The 13,959-nt window shown below is 67.1% G+C and carries 16 protein-coding genes; 9 read left to right on the top strand and 7 right to left on the bottom strand.

The window, feature by feature from the left end; genetic code table 11:
• Nucleotides 1-9 precede the first annotated feature (9 nt).
• The 3 genes from fnr to BDI24065_RS25760 form a co-directional block, all read right to left on the bottom strand.
• Nucleotides 10-756, bottom strand: a complete 747-nt coding sequence (gene fnr, locus BDI24065_RS25750; protein WP_175033632.1) for a fumarate/nitrate reduction transcriptional regulator Fnr — start codon at nucleotides 754-756, stop codon at nucleotides 10-12.
• Nucleotides 757-859: 103 nt separating this feature from the next.
• Nucleotides 860-1,327 carry a universal stress protein gene (locus BDI24065_RS25755; RefSeq protein ID WP_175033633.1) on the bottom strand — a complete coding sequence of 156 codons (468 nt, stop codon included), beginning with the start codon at nucleotides 1,325-1,327 and terminating at the stop codon, nucleotides 860-862.
• Nucleotides 1,328-1,921: 594 nt separating this feature from the next.
• Nucleotides 1,922-2,332, bottom strand: a complete 411-nt coding sequence (locus tag BDI24065_RS25760) for a DUF3005 domain-containing protein (RefSeq protein WP_175033634.1) — start codon at nucleotides 2,330-2,332, stop codon at nucleotides 1,922-1,924.
• Between the two features lie 278 nt (nucleotides 2,333-2,610).
• On the opposite strand from BDI24065_RS25760, the gene BDI24065_RS25765 reads away from it, so the two are divergent.
• Nucleotides 2,611-2,844, top strand: a complete 234-nt coding sequence (locus BDI24065_RS25765) for a hypothetical protein (RefSeq protein ID WP_114181230.1) — start codon at nucleotides 2,611-2,613, stop codon at nucleotides 2,842-2,844.
• A 137-nt stretch (nucleotides 2,845-2,981) separates the two neighbouring features.
• Nucleotides 2,982-3,902 (top strand): serine O-acetyltransferase EpsC, encoded by a 921-nt coding sequence (gene epsC / locus BDI24065_RS25770; protein WP_175033635.1) that lies wholly within the window; start codon nucleotides 2,982-2,984, stop codon nucleotides 3,900-3,902.
• Nucleotides 3,903-3,940: 38 nt separating this feature from the next.
• Here epsC and BDI24065_RS25775 read toward each other — a convergent pair whose 3' ends face one another.
• From BDI24065_RS25775 to BDI24065_RS25785, 3 genes are all read right to left on the bottom strand, one after another.
• Complete coding sequence (locus tag BDI24065_RS25775; protein WP_175033636.1) at nucleotides 3,941-4,744, bottom strand: SDR family oxidoreductase; 804 nt, start codon at nucleotides 4,742-4,744, stop codon at nucleotides 3,941-3,943.
• Nucleotides 4,744-5,376, bottom strand: coding sequence for a GTP cyclohydrolase I FolE (gene folE / locus BDI24065_RS25780; protein ID WP_175033637.1), 633 nt, complete (start codon nucleotides 5,374-5,376; stop codon nucleotides 4,744-4,746). Before folE ends, BDI24065_RS25775 begins: the two co-directional genes overlap by 1 nt.
• A gap of 117 nt (nucleotides 5,377-5,493) precedes the next feature.
• Entirely contained in the window at nucleotides 5,494-6,420 is a 927-nt protein-coding gene (locus BDI24065_RS25785; RefSeq protein WP_175033638.1) for a LysR family transcriptional regulator, read from the bottom strand.
• Between the two features lie 116 nt (nucleotides 6,421-6,536).
• Here BDI24065_RS25785 and pobA point away from each other — a divergent pair, with 116 nt between their 5' ends.
• The 7 genes from pobA (at nucleotide 6,537) to BDI24065_RS25820 (ending at nucleotide 13,624) form a co-directional block, all read left to right on the top strand.
• On the top strand, nucleotides 6,537-7,769 hold the full coding sequence (gene pobA, locus BDI24065_RS25790) for a 4-hydroxybenzoate 3-monooxygenase (protein WP_175033639.1): 1,233 nt from the start codon (nucleotides 6,537-6,539) through the stop codon (nucleotides 7,767-7,769).
• Between the two features lie 143 nt (nucleotides 7,770-7,912).
• Nucleotides 7,913-8,626 carry a 3-oxoacid CoA-transferase subunit A gene (locus BDI24065_RS25795; RefSeq protein WP_175033640.1) on the top strand — a complete coding sequence of 238 codons (714 nt, stop codon included), beginning with the start codon at nucleotides 7,913-7,915 and terminating at the stop codon, nucleotides 8,624-8,626.
• A gap of 64 nt (nucleotides 8,627-8,690) precedes the next feature.
• On the top strand, nucleotides 8,691-9,347 hold the full coding sequence (locus BDI24065_RS25800) for a CoA transferase subunit B (protein WP_175033641.1): 657 nt from the start codon (nucleotides 8,691-8,693) through the stop codon (nucleotides 9,345-9,347).
• Nucleotides 9,348-9,435: 88 nt separating this feature from the next.
• A complete protein-coding gene (locus BDI24065_RS25805; protein WP_175033642.1) occupies nucleotides 9,436-10,809 on the top strand; it encodes a 3-carboxy-cis,cis-muconate cycloisomerase in 1,374 nt (457 codons plus the stop codon).
• The gene (gene pcaD, locus BDI24065_RS25810; protein WP_175033643.1) at nucleotides 10,809-11,594 is read left to right on the top strand and encodes a 3-oxoadipate enol-lactonase; all 786 of its coding nucleotides are present in this window, start codon (nucleotides 10,809-10,811) and stop codon (nucleotides 11,592-11,594) included. The genes BDI24065_RS25805 and pcaD overlap by 1 nt, the downstream gene beginning before the upstream one ends.
• Before the next feature lie 10 nt (nucleotides 11,595-11,604).
• Entirely contained in the window at nucleotides 11,605-11,991 is a 387-nt protein-coding gene (pcaC, locus tag BDI24065_RS25815) for a 4-carboxymuconolactone decarboxylase (RefSeq protein ID WP_034206288.1), read from the top strand.
• A 274-nt stretch (nucleotides 11,992-12,265) separates the two neighbouring features.
• Nucleotides 12,266-13,624, top strand: a complete 1,359-nt coding sequence (locus tag BDI24065_RS25820; RefSeq protein ID WP_175033644.1) for an MFS transporter — start codon at nucleotides 12,266-12,268, stop codon at nucleotides 13,622-13,624.
• A gap of 60 nt (nucleotides 13,625-13,684) precedes the next feature.
• On the opposite strand, the gene BDI24065_RS25825 is transcribed toward BDI24065_RS25820, so the two are convergent.
• Nucleotides 13,685-13,933, bottom strand: coding sequence for a hypothetical protein (locus BDI24065_RS25825; protein WP_175033645.1), 249 nt, complete (start codon nucleotides 13,931-13,933; stop codon nucleotides 13,685-13,687).
• Nucleotides 13,934-13,959: the final 26 nt, after the last annotated feature.

The following is a 13,959-nucleotide window of genomic DNA, read 5'->3' on the forward strand; positions in this document are numbered from 1 at the left end:
CGTGCGGCATCAGAGGTGATGCAGGCCGTCGAAATCGACGATCTGGACGTGGCGGCCCTGCATTTCGATCAGGCCGCGCTTCTGGAATTTCGACAGCGTGCGGCTGACCGTTTCGAGCGTCATGCCGAGGTAACTGCCGATATCTTCGCGCGTCATCCGCAGGTTGAATTCCGACGGCGAGTAACCGCGCTTCAGGTAGCGCGACGACACGTCGAGCAGGAACGCGGCGACGCGCTCTTCTGCATTCAGCGAACCGAGCAGCATCGTTTGCGACGTTTCGCGGACGATCTGTTCGCTCATCAGCTTGTGCATGCGCAACTGCATTGAACCGGCTTCCGAGCACAGTGTCTTGAGCGCGCTGTACGGAATCACGCAGACGGAGCTGTCTTCCAGCGCGACCGCGGTGCGCGGATGCGTGTCGTCGCAGATGCCGTCGAGGCCGAGCGCTTCGCCGGCGAGATGCAGGCCCGTGACCTGCTCGCGGCCATCGTGGCGCGTCGCGACGGTTTTCAGCGAACCCGAGCGTACTGCGTACAGGTTGTCGAACGCGTCGCCTTCGCGGAACAGCGCTTCGCCGCGCTTGACGGGGCGCGCCGCGCAGATGACCGACTCGAGGCGACTGAGCGCTTCGGGCGCCAGGCCCTGCGGCATGCACAGGTGCCGCATGGCGCACGTCGAGCAGTGCGCGGCCTGGCGAGGAGCCCAGCTACCGGTATGGGGCGTGGCGGCGGGACGTGTGGCGACGGGCGTCAGCATGATCGTTTACTCCGGCGTTGAATCGACGGAATCATTGTCCCACCGCAACTTGCCGCTGTCGGGTGACAAAACGTCGCGACCGCCCGCGCATGCCGGACGCCGCTTACGCGGCCGGTTCGTCGACGTTGGCGGCCGCCGGAATCAGCAGCACGGGCAGCGTCGCGTGGCGCACGCATTGCTCGGCGATGCTGCCGAGCACGAGACGACGGAACCCGCGGCGGCCGTGCGTGCCGAGCACGATGAGATCGGCACCGAACGCTTTCGCGCCGTCGAGGATCAGCGACGACACGTCGTTGAGCGACGTCGCTTCGCTCAGCTTCGTCTCGCCTTTCACGCCCGCTGCCTGCATCAGCGTCGCGAAATCCTTCGCGAGTGCGTTGCCCTGCGCGACGAGCTGATCGCGCAGCACGGACGGATCGTAGCCGGGCACGTTGTAGTAGATCGCGGCGTTCTCGACGACGTAGAACGGTTGCAGCTCGGCGCCGTGCGATTTCGCGAGCGCCAGCGCGGCATCGAACGCGTGGCGGGACGTGTCGCTGCCGTCGACGGCAACCAGAATACGCTTGTACATAGTGTCTCCGAGTGGCGGGTTGAAACGAAGTCGGCCGGATGGCCGATCGGGGTGGGCAATGCAGCCATGCTGCGAGGCAGAGTAAACCAACGGCCGGGACTTTGCAGTGAGGTGCCGGTCGTGGCGCGCGGCGGCGCCGCTTCCGTTCCTGCGGCGCACGGCGATGCACGTGGCGCATGCTGCGCCGCGCGACGTGTGTCGAACGACGTGGTCGTCGTCGTCCGCATCGTCGACGGGAAGGCATGCGAAAGCATCGGTGTCGCGAGCGGCACACGCACGCACGTCGCCGCGCACGCCGATCGCATCGATACGACACGGCGCGACACGACACGACGATTCCGCGGATGCATCGTCCGCATCGCCATTCAATCGCAACCGCGCCGATTCGACATGACCTCGATCAACGCATGTGCGTCGCGGCGCTTCACGGCATGCATGACACCGTCGCTGCCGTCGCGCGGGATCGTTCGCTCCTGCATCGCGCGGTGACCGGTGCACGGTCGGCGCACAGCAGTCGCGTGCGCCGATCCCCAGCCATCGGCTGTCGACCGGAACCGGTCCGCAAACGAACGATCGATTCAAACGCCGCGCCGGCTACCTCGGCACGGCCGTCAGTTCGAATACGCGCTCCGGCCGCCGCTGGTGGCCGGGCCAGTACGCGCTGCCGTACATCCGGTGGACGGGGCCGAACAGCGCGTCGCTCATGGGCTGCGGCGCGTCGAAGCCTTTCTCGATCACCGTGTAGCCGGCGCGCAGCGCGAACGCCGGATGATTGCCGCCGGGGCGGCTGTCGAAACCGGCGAAGCCGTCGCCGGCCTCAGGCATCGCGTTGACGAGCGACGCGTTGCTGCGCGTGATTTCGTCGGGCGAGATCGGCCCGCCGCCGGCAAGGCGCGCCGCCTCGCGGTTCTTGCCGTCGGTGTCGACCGTGCTGTCGTGCGTGTCGTCGTTGTCGAGCTCGATGCTGCGCGGACGCGAACGATCGGTTTGACCGGATGTTTCCATCTCGGCTCTCCTCGCGGCGATGCGTTCCGGATCGAAGCAAATCCCGTTCCGGGCATGACGGGAAAAGGCGCGCGGGCGATCGCCGCGGTCGCGCGACGCGCACTGATTTGTCATGATTTATTTCAGCTAGAAGACGCGTTTTCTACAGAGTATGATTCTTTTCCTGCGAAGCGGCGACAGGGGATTCGGTCGCGCCGCCTCTGCCCGCGCCGGGGGGCCGCAGCACCCTTAAAGACGGGTAGTGAACAACAAAGCAAGGGACTAGAGGTGGCGGATTCATGCAAGCGACTACTGCCTTCACGCACCGCGGTTATCTGTTGAACTGCGCGCCCGCGCGCGCCAGTGACGGTTCGTTCAAACCCTACGTCGTGATCTCCCGATCGAGCGACGGGGAACTGGTTGCGAACCGTTTTTTCCCGATCGAGCTCCAGTTCAACGACGAAGGCGCCGCTATCGCGCACGCGCGCGACTGGGCCGTGCGATGGATCGACGCGAGCAGCATCACGATCTGACGCCGTCGCGATCCGGTGCCATCGGCCGTCCGGCCGATCCCCGGCGTGCCGCTCCCGGACGGAAAACGCGGTAATCTTGTGGAACCCGTCACTTTATTAGCGGCCGTGCGACCGAGCGCGGCCGCCTGCATTGGCATATGTCGACATCACCCGCCCGTCAGTGGGGCCTCGAAGAAATCGTTACCGGCTTGCGCGAGTCGCGCGAGGAACTCCATCGCACGCGCCATCCGCGCGGCATCCGCGAACTGCCGTCGCGCGATGCGATCTGCAAGATTGTGACCGGCCTGCGCGCGTCGATGTTTCCGACGCACTACGGCGCACCGGATCTGACTGACGAAAGCGTCGACTTCTACGTCGGCCACACGCTTGAAAGCACGCTGCGCATTTTGTCCGAACAGATCCGCCGCGCGTTGCCGTTCCTGCCGGAGCATGCCGATACGCCGTTCGCCGAGCTCGACGAACGCGCGTTCGAAATCGCGCGCGAATTCGGCCGGCAGTTGCCGGCGGTCCGCGCGCTGCTCGTCAGCGATATCCAGGCCGCGTATGCGGGCGATCCGGCCGCGCAGCACATCACCGAGATCCTGCTGTGCTACCCCGGCGTGCTGGCGATGATGCATCACCGGCTCGCGCACGCGCTGCACCGGCTGGGTGTGCCGCTGCTTGCGCGATTCATCAATGAAATCGCCCACTCGGCTACCGGTATCGACATCCACCCGGGCGCGCAGATCGGCCCGAGCTTCTTCATCGACCACGGCACGGGCGTCGTGATCGGCGAGACGGCGATCATCGGCGAGCGCGTGCGCGTGTACCAGGCCGTCACGCTGGGTGCGAAGAGCTTCCCGGCCGATGGCGAAGGTGCGCTGGTCAAGGGCAATGCGCGGCACCCGATCGTCGAGGACGACGTGGTGATCTACGCGGGCGCGACGATTCTCGGCCGCGTGACGATCGGGCGCGGCTCGGTGATCGGCGGCAACGTGTGGCTCACGCACAGCGTGCCGCCCGGCACGAGCGTCGCGCAGGGCAAGGTTCGAGAGGGCGGCAGCGCCGAGAAGCCGTAACGCGGCGCGCGGCTACCGGCCGCCGTCGCGCGGGTCGGTCAGTGCTTGCCGTCTGGCGCGCGGTGCTTGTACAGCACGTCCTGGTCGACGCGGATCAGGTTCTGCCCAGCATCGACGACGAAATCCACGCCGTTGTACGCGTTGCCCGTCAGCATCAGGATCGCGCTCGCGACGTCGTCGGGGCCCGCGATGCGCGCGAGCGGCGTCGATGCGCGGCTCGCGTGTTCGAAGTCGGCCTGTGTCTGGTCGTCGCTCGGCAGCATCAGCCCGGGGAACACCGCGTTCACGCGCAGCACCGGCGCGGACGACAGCGCGAGCATCTGCGTGAGGTTGCCGAGCGCGGCCTTCGCGACCGTATAACTGAAATGGTCGCGGTGAAAGTTTTCCTTGATCTTCTGGTCGACCACATTCACGACGACACCCTGCGTGCCGGCCGCGCGGGCCCGTTCGTAGAACGCGCGCGTGAGCAGGATCGGCGCGCGGCAGTTGACGGCCCACGCCTGGTCGAACGCCGCGAGGTCGAAGCTCGGGAAATGGTCCTGCCAGAACACCGACGCGTTGTTGACGAGCACGTCGAGGCGCCCGAAGCGCGCATAGACCTGGTCGATCAGCGCGGTGATCTGTTCGGCATCCGACAGGTCGGCCTGCAGCGCAACCGAATCGAGCCCGCGTTCGGCGATCGCGCGGGCCGCGGCCTGCGCGGCATCGGCCGAACGGTCGTAGTGCACCGCGGTGCGATAGCCGTGCGCGGCGAAATACTCGGCGAACGCGCGCCCGGCCCGGCGCGCGGCGCCGGTCACGAGCACGACGGGCGCGTGCGCCGTTTGCTTCGTCTGCGCCATTACGTATTCGTCAGGTTGACTGAAGAAGGATTCGCGACGATCGACAGGAATTCGCGGCGCGTCGACGGATCGGTGCGGAACGTGCCGAGCATGCGCGACGTGACCATCTCGACGCCCGGCTTGTGTACGCCGCGCGTCGAGATGCACTGGTGCGCGGCTTCGAGGATCACGCCGACGCCCTTCGGCTGCAGCACGTCGAACAGCGTGTCGGCGATCTGCACGGTCATCTTTTCCTGGATCTGCAGGCGCTTCGCGAACGCGTCGACGAGGCGCGCGAGCTTCGAGATGCCGACCACGCGATGGTTCGGCAGATACGCGACGTGCGCGCGACCGATGATCGGCACCATGTGGTGCTCGCAGTAGCTCTCGAAGCGAATGTCCTTCAGCACGATCATTTCGTCGTAGCCGTCGACCTCGCTGAACGTGCGCGCGAGGATGTCGCGCGGCTCCAGCGCATAGCCGGCGAAGAACTGCTCATAGGCGCGCACGACGCGTGCGGGCGTGTCGATCAGGCCTTCGCGCGCGGGATCGTCGCCGGCCCAGCGCAACAGCACGCGGACTGCGTCTTCTGCTTCTTCACGGCTCGGTCGGGATGCGGCCGGCTCGGACCGTGCGGACTTCTTTTTAGCCATCTATCTGCTCCATCGAATGCCGCCGCCGGGGCGGCGCGGAATCCGGGCATTGTTTCATGCTTTCGCCGGTCGCGTGCGAGGCCTGGGGCACGTCCTTCGCGGGAACCGGCCCGGCACTTACTTCGGCCATTCGTCCTGCTCGTCGTTGAACAGCGACGCGACGACGCCGCGCAGCCACGCGGTGCGCGGATCGTTGTGGTACTTGCGATGCCAGTGCTGCTTCAGGTCGAAGCGCGGCAGCGCGAGCGGCGGCTCGACGGGCACGATGAACGCATGCTCGGCCGCATACGCATAGCCGATCGCATGCGGCACCGTCGCGATCAGGTCGGTGCGGCTCAGGATGAACGGCAGGCTCATGAAGTGCGGCGTCTCGAGCACCGCGCGGCGCTGCATGCGCTGCTTCGCGAGATATTTCTCGAGCACCTCCTGGCTGCGGCCTTCGGCGCGCACCACCGCGTGCCCGCACCCGAGGAACTGCTCGACCGTGAACGGCGGCGCCTGTTCGAACGGATGGCCGCGCCGCATCAGGCAGACGAACCGGTGCGTGAACAAGCGCTGCTGGAAGAAGTTGTTGCCGTCGAGATCGGGGAAGTAGCCGACCGCGAGATCGAGCGACCCGGCTTCGAGGCCGCGACCGACCTCGTCGTGCGCGAGCGACACCGAGCGCAGGTTCGCATGCGGCGCGAGCGTCGCGAACGCCTGCAGCAGCTTCGGCAGGAACACGATCTCGCCGACGTCCGACAGCGCGATCGAGAACGTGTGCGCGCTCGCGGCCGGATCGAAATCGTGCGGCGCGACGAGGCCGCGCTCGATCTGCGCGAGCGCATCGCGGGCGGCCGGCAGCAGCGCGAGCGCGCGCGGCGTCGGTTCCATCCCGCGCGACGTGCGCACGAACAGCGGATCGCCGAAATACTCGCGCAGGCGGCCGAGCGCCGTGCTCACGCGCGGCTGGCTGACGCCGAGCAGGTCGCCCGCGCGGCTCACGTTGCGCGTGTCGTCGAGCGCGACGAGGTAGGGAATGAGGTTCAGATCGAGCGCATCCATCGCCGGGCCAGTATCGTCAAAACGTATACAACATATCTCCTGAATCGCGTTGCCGCATAGTCGGGAAAGCGCTCAAATGTGTTCCATTACTCGAACCAATGTTCAGGAGACGAACAATGCGTACCCAGGTCGCCATCATCGGCGCCGGTCCGTCCGGCCTTTTGCTTTCCCATCTGCTGCGCCTGCAAGGCGTCGATTCCATCCTCGTCGAAGCGCGTTCGCGCGAATACTGCGAGAACCGCATCCGCGCCGGCGTGCTGGAGCAGGGCACGGTCGACACGCTGAACGAAGCAGGCCTCGGCGACCGGATGCGCCGCGAAGGGCTCGAACACCACGGCATCGAGCTGCTGTTCTCGGGCCAGCGCCATCGCATCGACCTGTCCGCGCTCACCGGCGGGCGCGCGATCACCGTCTACAGCCAGCACGAAGTGGTACGCGACCTGATCGCAGCCGGCGTCGAGCATGGCCACGCGATGCACTTCGAGGTGAGCGACGTCGCGTTGCACGACGTCGAAGGCGAGCACCCGTTCGTCACGTTCAAGCATGCCGACGGCCGCGAAGACCGCATCGACTGCGACTACATCGCCGGCTGCGACGGCTTCCACGGCATCGCGCGCCAGACGATTCCCGCCGAGCGGCTGAACACGTTCGAGCGCGTCTATCCGTTCGCGTGGCTCGGCATCCTCGCCGACGCGGCGCCGTCGCTCGACGAGCTCGTCTACGCGCACCACGACAACGGTTTCGCGCTGTTCTCGATGCGCTCGCCGACGGTCACGCGCCTGTACCTGCAATGCAAGCCGGACGAAGACCTCACCGAATGGTCCGACACGCGGATCTGGGACGAATTGCACACGCGCTTCTCGAACGACACGGGCTGGACGCCGACCGAGGGCCGGATCACGCAGAAGAGCGTGACGCCGATGCGCAGCTTCGTGTCCGAGACGATGCAGCACGGTCGCCTGTTCCTCGCCGGCGACGCCGCGCACATCGTGCCGCCGACCGGCGCGAAGGGGATGAACCTGGCGGTGGCCGACGTCCGCGCGCTGTCCCGCGCGCTCGGCGCCCGCTACCGCACGGGCGACGCGACGCTGCTCGACACGTATTCGGCGACCTGCCTCGAGCGCGTGTGGCGCGCCGAGCACTTCTCGTACTTCATGACGAACATGCTGCATTCGTCGCCGGAAGACTCGCCGTTCGTCAATCGCCTGAAGTTTGCCGAGTTGAAATACGTGACGCGCTCGCGGGCCGCCGCGCAGTCGCTCGCCGAAAACTACGTCGGCTTGCCGTTCGACGACGCAGCGGCCCCCGAGGGAACCCGCCTTGACAACGCGCTGTGCGCGACCCTATGATCGGCCCATCGTTCGCTAATCGAATCTAGGTTCGAATAGCGAACAAATACCGGAGTCGACATCGGCCCCGGCGCGGCACGCGGCACGCGCGTGTCCCCTCGACAGGCCGCGCATCGAGCCGCGGGTTCGTATCAGGAAGAGACATGGTCAACAAGATTTTCGAATCGCTTCAGTCGGCGGTGGCCGACATCCACGACGGCGCGACAATCATGATCGGCGGCTTCGGCACGGCAGGCATGCCGTCCGAGCTGATCGACGCGCTGATCGAACAGGGCGCGCGCGACCTGACGATCGTCAACAACAACGCGGGCAACGGCGAGACCGGCCTCGCGGCGCTGCTGAAGGCGAAGCAGGTGCGCAAGATCATCTGCTCGTTCCCGCGCCAGAGCGATTCGCAGGTATTCGACGGGCTGTACCGCGCCGGCGAGATCGAGCTGGAGCTCGTGCCGCAGGGCAACCTCGCGGAGCGCATCCGCGCGGCGGGCGCCGGCATCGGCGGTTTCTTCACGCCGACGGGATACGGCACCAAGCTCGCGGAAGGCAAGGAAACGCGCGTGATCGACGGCAAGCCGTACGTGTTCGAGACGCCGATCCACGCCGATTTCGCGCTCGTGAAGGCGTACAAGGGCGATCGCTGGGGCAATCTCGTGTATCGCAAGACCGCACGCAACTTCGGGCCGATCATGGCGAGCGCCGCGAAGGTCGCGATCGTGCAGGTGTCGGAAGTCGTGCCGCTCGGCGCGCTGAACCCGGAACACATCGTGACGCCGGGCATTTTCGTCCAGCGCATCGTCGAGGTGCCGCAGGCCGCGCACGCGGCCGAGCTGGCCGCCGAACACGCATCGCAAGCCGCCTGACCGAACTTTGTATGGGACCGGAGTAAGCGCTGAAGCGCCAACTCCGGTCGACAGGAGACCCGACATGAAACGACTGACCCGCGATGAAATGGCCAAGCGCGTCGCCCAGGACATCCCCGAAGGCGCGTACGTGAACCTCGGCATCGGCGTGCCGACGCTGGTGGCGAACCACCTCGATCGAGGCAAGGAAATCTTCCTGCACAGCGAGAACGGCCTGCTCGGCATGGGGCCGGCGCCCGCACCGGGCGAAGAAGACGACGAACTGATCAACGCCGGCAAGCAGCACGTGACGTTGCTCACCGGCGGCGCGTATTTCCACCACGCGGATTCGTTCGCGATGATGCGCGGCGGCCACCTCGACTACTGCGTGCTCGGCGCGTTCCAGGTGTCGGCCAACGGCGACCTCGCGAACTGGCATACGGGCGCGCCCGACGCGATCCCGGCGGTCGGCGGCGCGATGGACCTCGCGATCGGCGCGAAGCAGGTGTTCGTGATGATGGAGCACCTGACGAAGCAGGGTGAGAGCAAGATCGTCGCGCAGTGCTCGTATCCGGTCACCGGCGTGCAATGCGTGAGCCGCATCTATACGGATCTCGCGGTGCTCGACGTGACGGCCGACGGCCTTGCGGTGAGCGAGATCTTCACCGACCTGTCGTTCGACGAACTGCAGAAGCTGACCGGCGTGCCGCTGATCGACGCGACGCACAAGGCCGCTGCCTGAACCCCCGGCGTGCCGGCGCGTGCGCTCGCGCGCAGGCCGGCACGCTTGGGTGGACAATAGGCGCACGCCGTTTCCCCTATCTGATGCCATGCTCGAAGACAGCGCCCGCCTGACCTCCCTCATCTGCGGCACCGAGCCGCTCAACCGGATCTGGTCGCCTCGCGCGACGATCCAGCGGATGCTCGACGTCGAGGCCGCGCTTGCGCGTGCGCTCGCCGCGCAGCAGGTGATTCCCGCTGCCGCGGTCGCGCCGATCGAACGCGCGTGCGATGCCAGCCGGCTCGACGCCGACGCGCTCGCGCACGGTGCGGCGCTCGGCGGCAATCTCGCGATTCCGCTCGTCAAGCAACTCACCGCGCAGGTGAAGGCCGACGATCCCGAGGCCGCGAAGTTCGTGCACTGGGGCGCGACGAGCCAGGACATCATCGATACCGCCACCGTGCTGCAGTTGCGCGACACGCTCGACGTGCTCGAGCCGATGCTCGACGAAGCATGCGCGTCGCTCGCGGCGCTCGCGCGCACGCATCGCGCGACGCCGATGATCGGCCGCACGTGGCTGCAGCAGGCGCTGCCGATCACGCTCGGCCTGAAATTCGCGCAATGGCTCGATGCGCTGCTGCGCCATCGCGCGCGCTTCGCCGAATTGCGTGCGCGTGCGCTGGTGCTGCAGTTCGGCGGCGCGGCCGGCACGCTCGCGAGCCTGCGTGAGCACGCGGCCGGCGTCACGGCTGCGCTGGCGGCGGACCTGAAGCTCGCGGCACCGGCCGTGCCGTGGCATACGCAGCGCGACCGCATCGCGGAAGCCGCGTCCTGCTTCGGGATGCTGACGGGTACGCTCGGCAAGATCGCGCGCGATGTCTCGCTGCAGATGCAGACCGAAGTCGGCGAGCTCGGCGAACCGGCTGCTGCCGGCAAGGGTGGCTCGTCGACGATGCCGCACAAGCGCAACCCGGTCGGCTGCGCGGCCGTGCTGACTGCAGCCGTGCGCGCGCCGAGCCTCGTCGCGACGGTGTTCGCGGGAATGGTGCAGGAGCACGAGCGCGCACTCGGCGGCTGGCAGGCCGAATGGGATGCGCTGCCCGATCTCGCGCGCCTGACGGGCGGCGCGCTTGCGCAGATCGCGCAGATCGTCGCGGGCCTCGACGTGAACACCGAACGCCTGGCCGCGAACCTCGACCTGACGCGCGGGCTGATTCTCGGCGAAGCGGTGATGCTCGCGCTCGGCGACAAGATCGGCCGGCTCGACGCACATCACGTCGTCGAGCATGCGTCGAAGGAAGCCGTGCGCACGGGCGCGACGCTGTTCGATGTGCTCGCCGCCGATGCGACCGTATCGGCCCACCTGTCGCGCGACGCGCTCGCGCGGCTGCTCGATCCCGCTCATTACGTCGGCGAGGCGCAGGCCTACGTCGACGCCGTGCTCGCGCTGCACGCGGGCGCGCAATCACCAGGAGAACATTGATGCCTTTCGCCACTGTCAACGGCGTGAAACTGCATTACCGGATCGACCGTGCCGCGCGCGACGACGCGCCGTGGCTCGTCTTCTCGAACTCGCTCGGCGCCGACCTGCAGATGTGGGCACCGCAGATTCGTCCGCTCACGCAGCACTTCAACATCCTGCGCTACGACACGCGCGGCCACGGCCATTCGGAAGCGCCGGCCGGCTCATACACGGTCGACCAGCTCGCCGGCGACGTGATCGGCCTGCTCGACCACGTTGGCATCGAACGCGCGCATTTCTGCGGGATTTCGATGGGCGGGCTGACGGGCGCGGCGCTCGCCGCACGCTTCCCGTCGCGCATCGTTCGCGCGGTGCTGTCGAACACCGCCGCGAAGATCGGCTCGCCGGAAGTGTGGGCGCCGCGCGCGCAGAAGGCGCGTGCCGAAGGGATGGCCGCGCTCGCCGACGCCGTGCTGCCGCGCTGGTTCACCGACGCGTTCGTCGAGCGCGAGCCGCGCCTGTTCGATGCGATCCGCGACACCTTCGTGCATACCGACAAGGACGGCTACGCGGCGAACTGCGATGCGCTGAACGCAGCCGACCTGCGCGAAGAAGTGAAAGGCATCGCGCTGCCGGTGCTCGTCGTGACCGGCGCGAAGGACATGTCGACGCCGCCCGACCAGGGCCGCGCGCTGGCCGCCGCGATTCCGGGTGCGCAGCACGTCGAATTCGACGCCGCGCATATTTCGAACATCGAGTGCACCGACGGCTTCAACCGCGCGCTGCTCGATTTCCTGACCGCGTGAGGCACCGGCGATGGACGACCAGGAACGTTATGAAGCAGGGATGAAGGTGCGTCGCGCGGTGCTCGGCGATGCGCACGTCGACCGTTCGCTCGAGAACCGCACCGAGGTGACCGACGAATTCCAGAACCTGATCACGCGCTATGCGTGGGGCGAGATCTGGACGCGCGACGGCCTGCCGCGCCATACGCGCAGCCTGCTGACCATCGCGATGATGGTGGCGCTGAACCGCGGCGAGGAACTGGCGCTGCACCTGCGCGCTGCGCGCAACAACGGCGTGACGCGCGACGAGATCAAGGAAGTGCTGCTGCAGACCGCGATCTATTGCGGCGTGCCGGCCGCGAATTCCGCGTTCCATCTCGCGGACAAGATCTTCAAGGAGCAGGACGCGGCCGGTTAAGTGCCGGCTGTAGTTCGATGTTGAGTCGAGGCCCACTGATGGTGGCGGGCCTCGACGATGAATGAACGCGCCGGCAGAGCATCGGCGCGCGGCGCACCGGATGACCGGTGCGCGAACAAAGGCAAGACGCGGTTCCGAGGTCGCGTCGCTGATAAACAAATGAGCTTTGCATGGGGCCGGAGCAAGCGCTGAAGCGCCAGTTCCGGTCGATCGCGAAGCATGGGATCCGGGTAAGCGCCAAAGCGCCAACCTGGATCGACACAGGAGACTAGCGATGAATCGCACACCCGTGGTCGATGTCCAGACCTTCATCAACGAGCAGCCGTTCGGCGGTTTTCAATGGCTCGTATTCCTCATGTGTTTCGTGATCGTGCTGCTCGACGGCTTCGATACGGCTGCGATCGGTTTCATCGCGCCGTCGCTGCTCGGCGAATGGAACCTCACCAAACCGGATCTCGCGCCGGTGCTGAGCGCCGCGCTGTTCGGCCTCGCGTGCGGCGCGCTCGTGTCGGGCCCGCTGTCCGACAAGCTCGGGCGCCGCTCGCTGCTGATCGGCTCGGTATTCCTGTTCGGCGTCGCATGCCTGATGTCCGCATTCTCGACGACCATCGGGCACCTGACGATCCTGCGTTTCATCACCGGCGTCGGGCTCGGTGCGGCGATGCCGAACGCGGTCACGATGATGGGCGAGTTCTGCCCGGATAAACGCCGCGCGACCGTGATCAACCTGATGTTCTGCGGCTTCCCGCTCGGCGCCGCGTTCGGCGGTTTCCTCGCCGCCTGGATGATTCCGCATTTCGGCTGGCGCAGCGTGCTGATCCTCGGCGGCGTGACGCCGCTGCTGCTCGGCGTGCTGTTGCTGCTGAAGATGCCGGAATCGGTGCGCTTCATGGTCGCCAACAACCACGCCGTCGACAAGATCCGCGCGACGCTTGCGCGCATCTCGCGCGATGCGCTGAATGCCGGCTCGTTCGCGATGACCGAAGCCGCGCCGCAGACCGGCAGCAAGGGTCTCGGCGTCGTGCTGTCGCGCTCGTACATCGTCGGTTCGGTGATGCTGTGGCTCGCGTACTTCATGGGGCTCGTGATCTTCTACGCGTCGATCAACTGGATGCCGATCCTGCTGAAGGATGCCGGCCTGACGCCGAAGAGCGCGACGCTGATCTCCGCGCTGTTCCCGCTCGGCGGCGTGGGGGCGGTGCTGTGCGGCGTGCTGATGGATCGCTTCAACGCGAACCGCGTGATCGCGGTGTGCTACGCGCTGACCGCGGTGAGCGTCTATGCAATCGGGCAGGCGGCCGGCAACGTCGGGCTGCTCGTGCTGGTCGTGTTCGTGGCCGGCGTGCTGATGAACACCGCGCAATCGTCGATGCCGGCGCTCGCAGCCGCGTTCTATCCGACCGAGGGGCGCGGCACGGGTGTCGCGTGGATGCTCGGCGTCGGCCGCTTCGGCGGGATTGCGGGATCGTTCCTCGTCGCCGAACTGACGCGCCGGCATTTCTCGTTCGCGGGCGTGTTCGCGACGATCGCCGTCGCGGGCTTGCTCGCGTGCGTCGCGCTGCTGATCAAGCAGATGGCGCGGCCGCATGGCGTGACGCAGCCGGCAGGCAAGATCGAATCGCTCGGGCATTGAGCGAAGCGCGGGCCGGTGCGATGCGCCGGCCCGCCGAGTCGGCGGCCGGCGGGCCGCCGGCTATTCCTCCGCGTCGTGTGCCTTCACGAAGTTGCGCAGATACGCGCGCAGCGCGGCCTCCCGGCTGCGATGATCGGCGAGGTTCGCGGCGCCCATGTCTTCCTCTTCGCCGAACATCGTCGGCGGCGCGCAGTAGATACCGATCTCGATGTCTTCGCGCAGCACGCGAATCTCGTGTGTGAGCGGGTGATACTCGGCGATCCAGTGCATCCCCTCGATGTGTTCACCCGCCCTCAGCAGTGGCTTCATCGGTACTCTCCCGGCAATAGCGGCGC

The organism is Burkholderia lata, from assembly GCF_902499025.1.
GTDB lineage: Bacteria > Pseudomonadota > Gammaproteobacteria > Burkholderiales > Burkholderiaceae > Burkholderia > Burkholderia lata_C.

Coding starts and splice junctions, on each gene's coding strand:
- BDI24065_RS25775 (WP_175033636.1), bottom strand. CDS start 4,744: ATGGCGCAGACGAAGCAAACGGCGCACGCGCCCGTCGTGCTCGTGACC.
- fnr (WP_175033632.1), bottom strand. CDS start 756: ATGCTGACGCCCGTCGCCACACGTCCCGCCGCCACGCCCCATACCGGT.
- BDI24065_RS25825 (WP_175033645.1), bottom strand. CDS start 13,933: ATGAAGCCACTGCTGAGGGCGGGTGAACACATCGAGGGGATGCACTGG.
- pobA (WP_175033639.1), top strand. CDS start 6,537: ATGCGTACCCAGGTCGCCATCATCGGCGCCGGTCCGTCCGGCCTTTTG.
- BDI24065_RS25760 (WP_175033634.1), bottom strand. CDS start 2,332: ATGGAAACATCCGGTCAAACCGATCGTTCGCGTCCGCGCAGCATCGAG.
- BDI24065_RS25820 (WP_175033644.1), top strand. CDS start 12,266: ATGAATCGCACACCCGTGGTCGATGTCCAGACCTTCATCAACGAGCAG.
- BDI24065_RS25765 (WP_114181230.1), top strand. CDS start 2,611: ATGCAAGCGACTACTGCCTTCACGCACCGCGGTTATCTGTTGAACTGC.
- folE (WP_175033637.1), bottom strand. CDS start 5,376: ATGGCTAAAAAGAAGTCCGCACGGTCCGAGCCGGCCGCATCCCGACCG.
- BDI24065_RS25795 (WP_175033640.1), top strand. CDS start 7,913: ATGGTCAACAAGATTTTCGAATCGCTTCAGTCGGCGGTGGCCGACATC.
- epsC (WP_175033635.1), top strand. CDS start 2,982: ATGTCGACATCACCCGCCCGTCAGTGGGGCCTCGAAGAAATCGTTACC.
- BDI24065_RS25755 (WP_175033633.1), bottom strand. CDS start 1,327: ATGTACAAGCGTATTCTGGTTGCCGTCGACGGCAGCGACACGTCCCGC.
- pcaC (WP_034206288.1), top strand. CDS start 11,605: ATGGACGACCAGGAACGTTATGAAGCAGGGATGAAGGTGCGTCGCGCG.
- pcaD (WP_175033643.1), top strand. CDS start 10,809: ATGCCTTTCGCCACTGTCAACGGCGTGAAACTGCATTACCGGATCGAC.
- BDI24065_RS25805 (WP_175033642.1), top strand. CDS start 9,436: ATGCTCGAAGACAGCGCCCGCCTGACCTCCCTCATCTGCGGCACCGAG.
- BDI24065_RS25785 (WP_175033638.1), bottom strand. CDS start 6,420: ATGGATGCGCTCGATCTGAACCTCATTCCCTACCTCGTCGCGCTCGAC.
- BDI24065_RS25800 (WP_175033641.1), top strand. CDS start 8,691: ATGAAACGACTGACCCGCGATGAAATGGCCAAGCGCGTCGCCCAGGAC.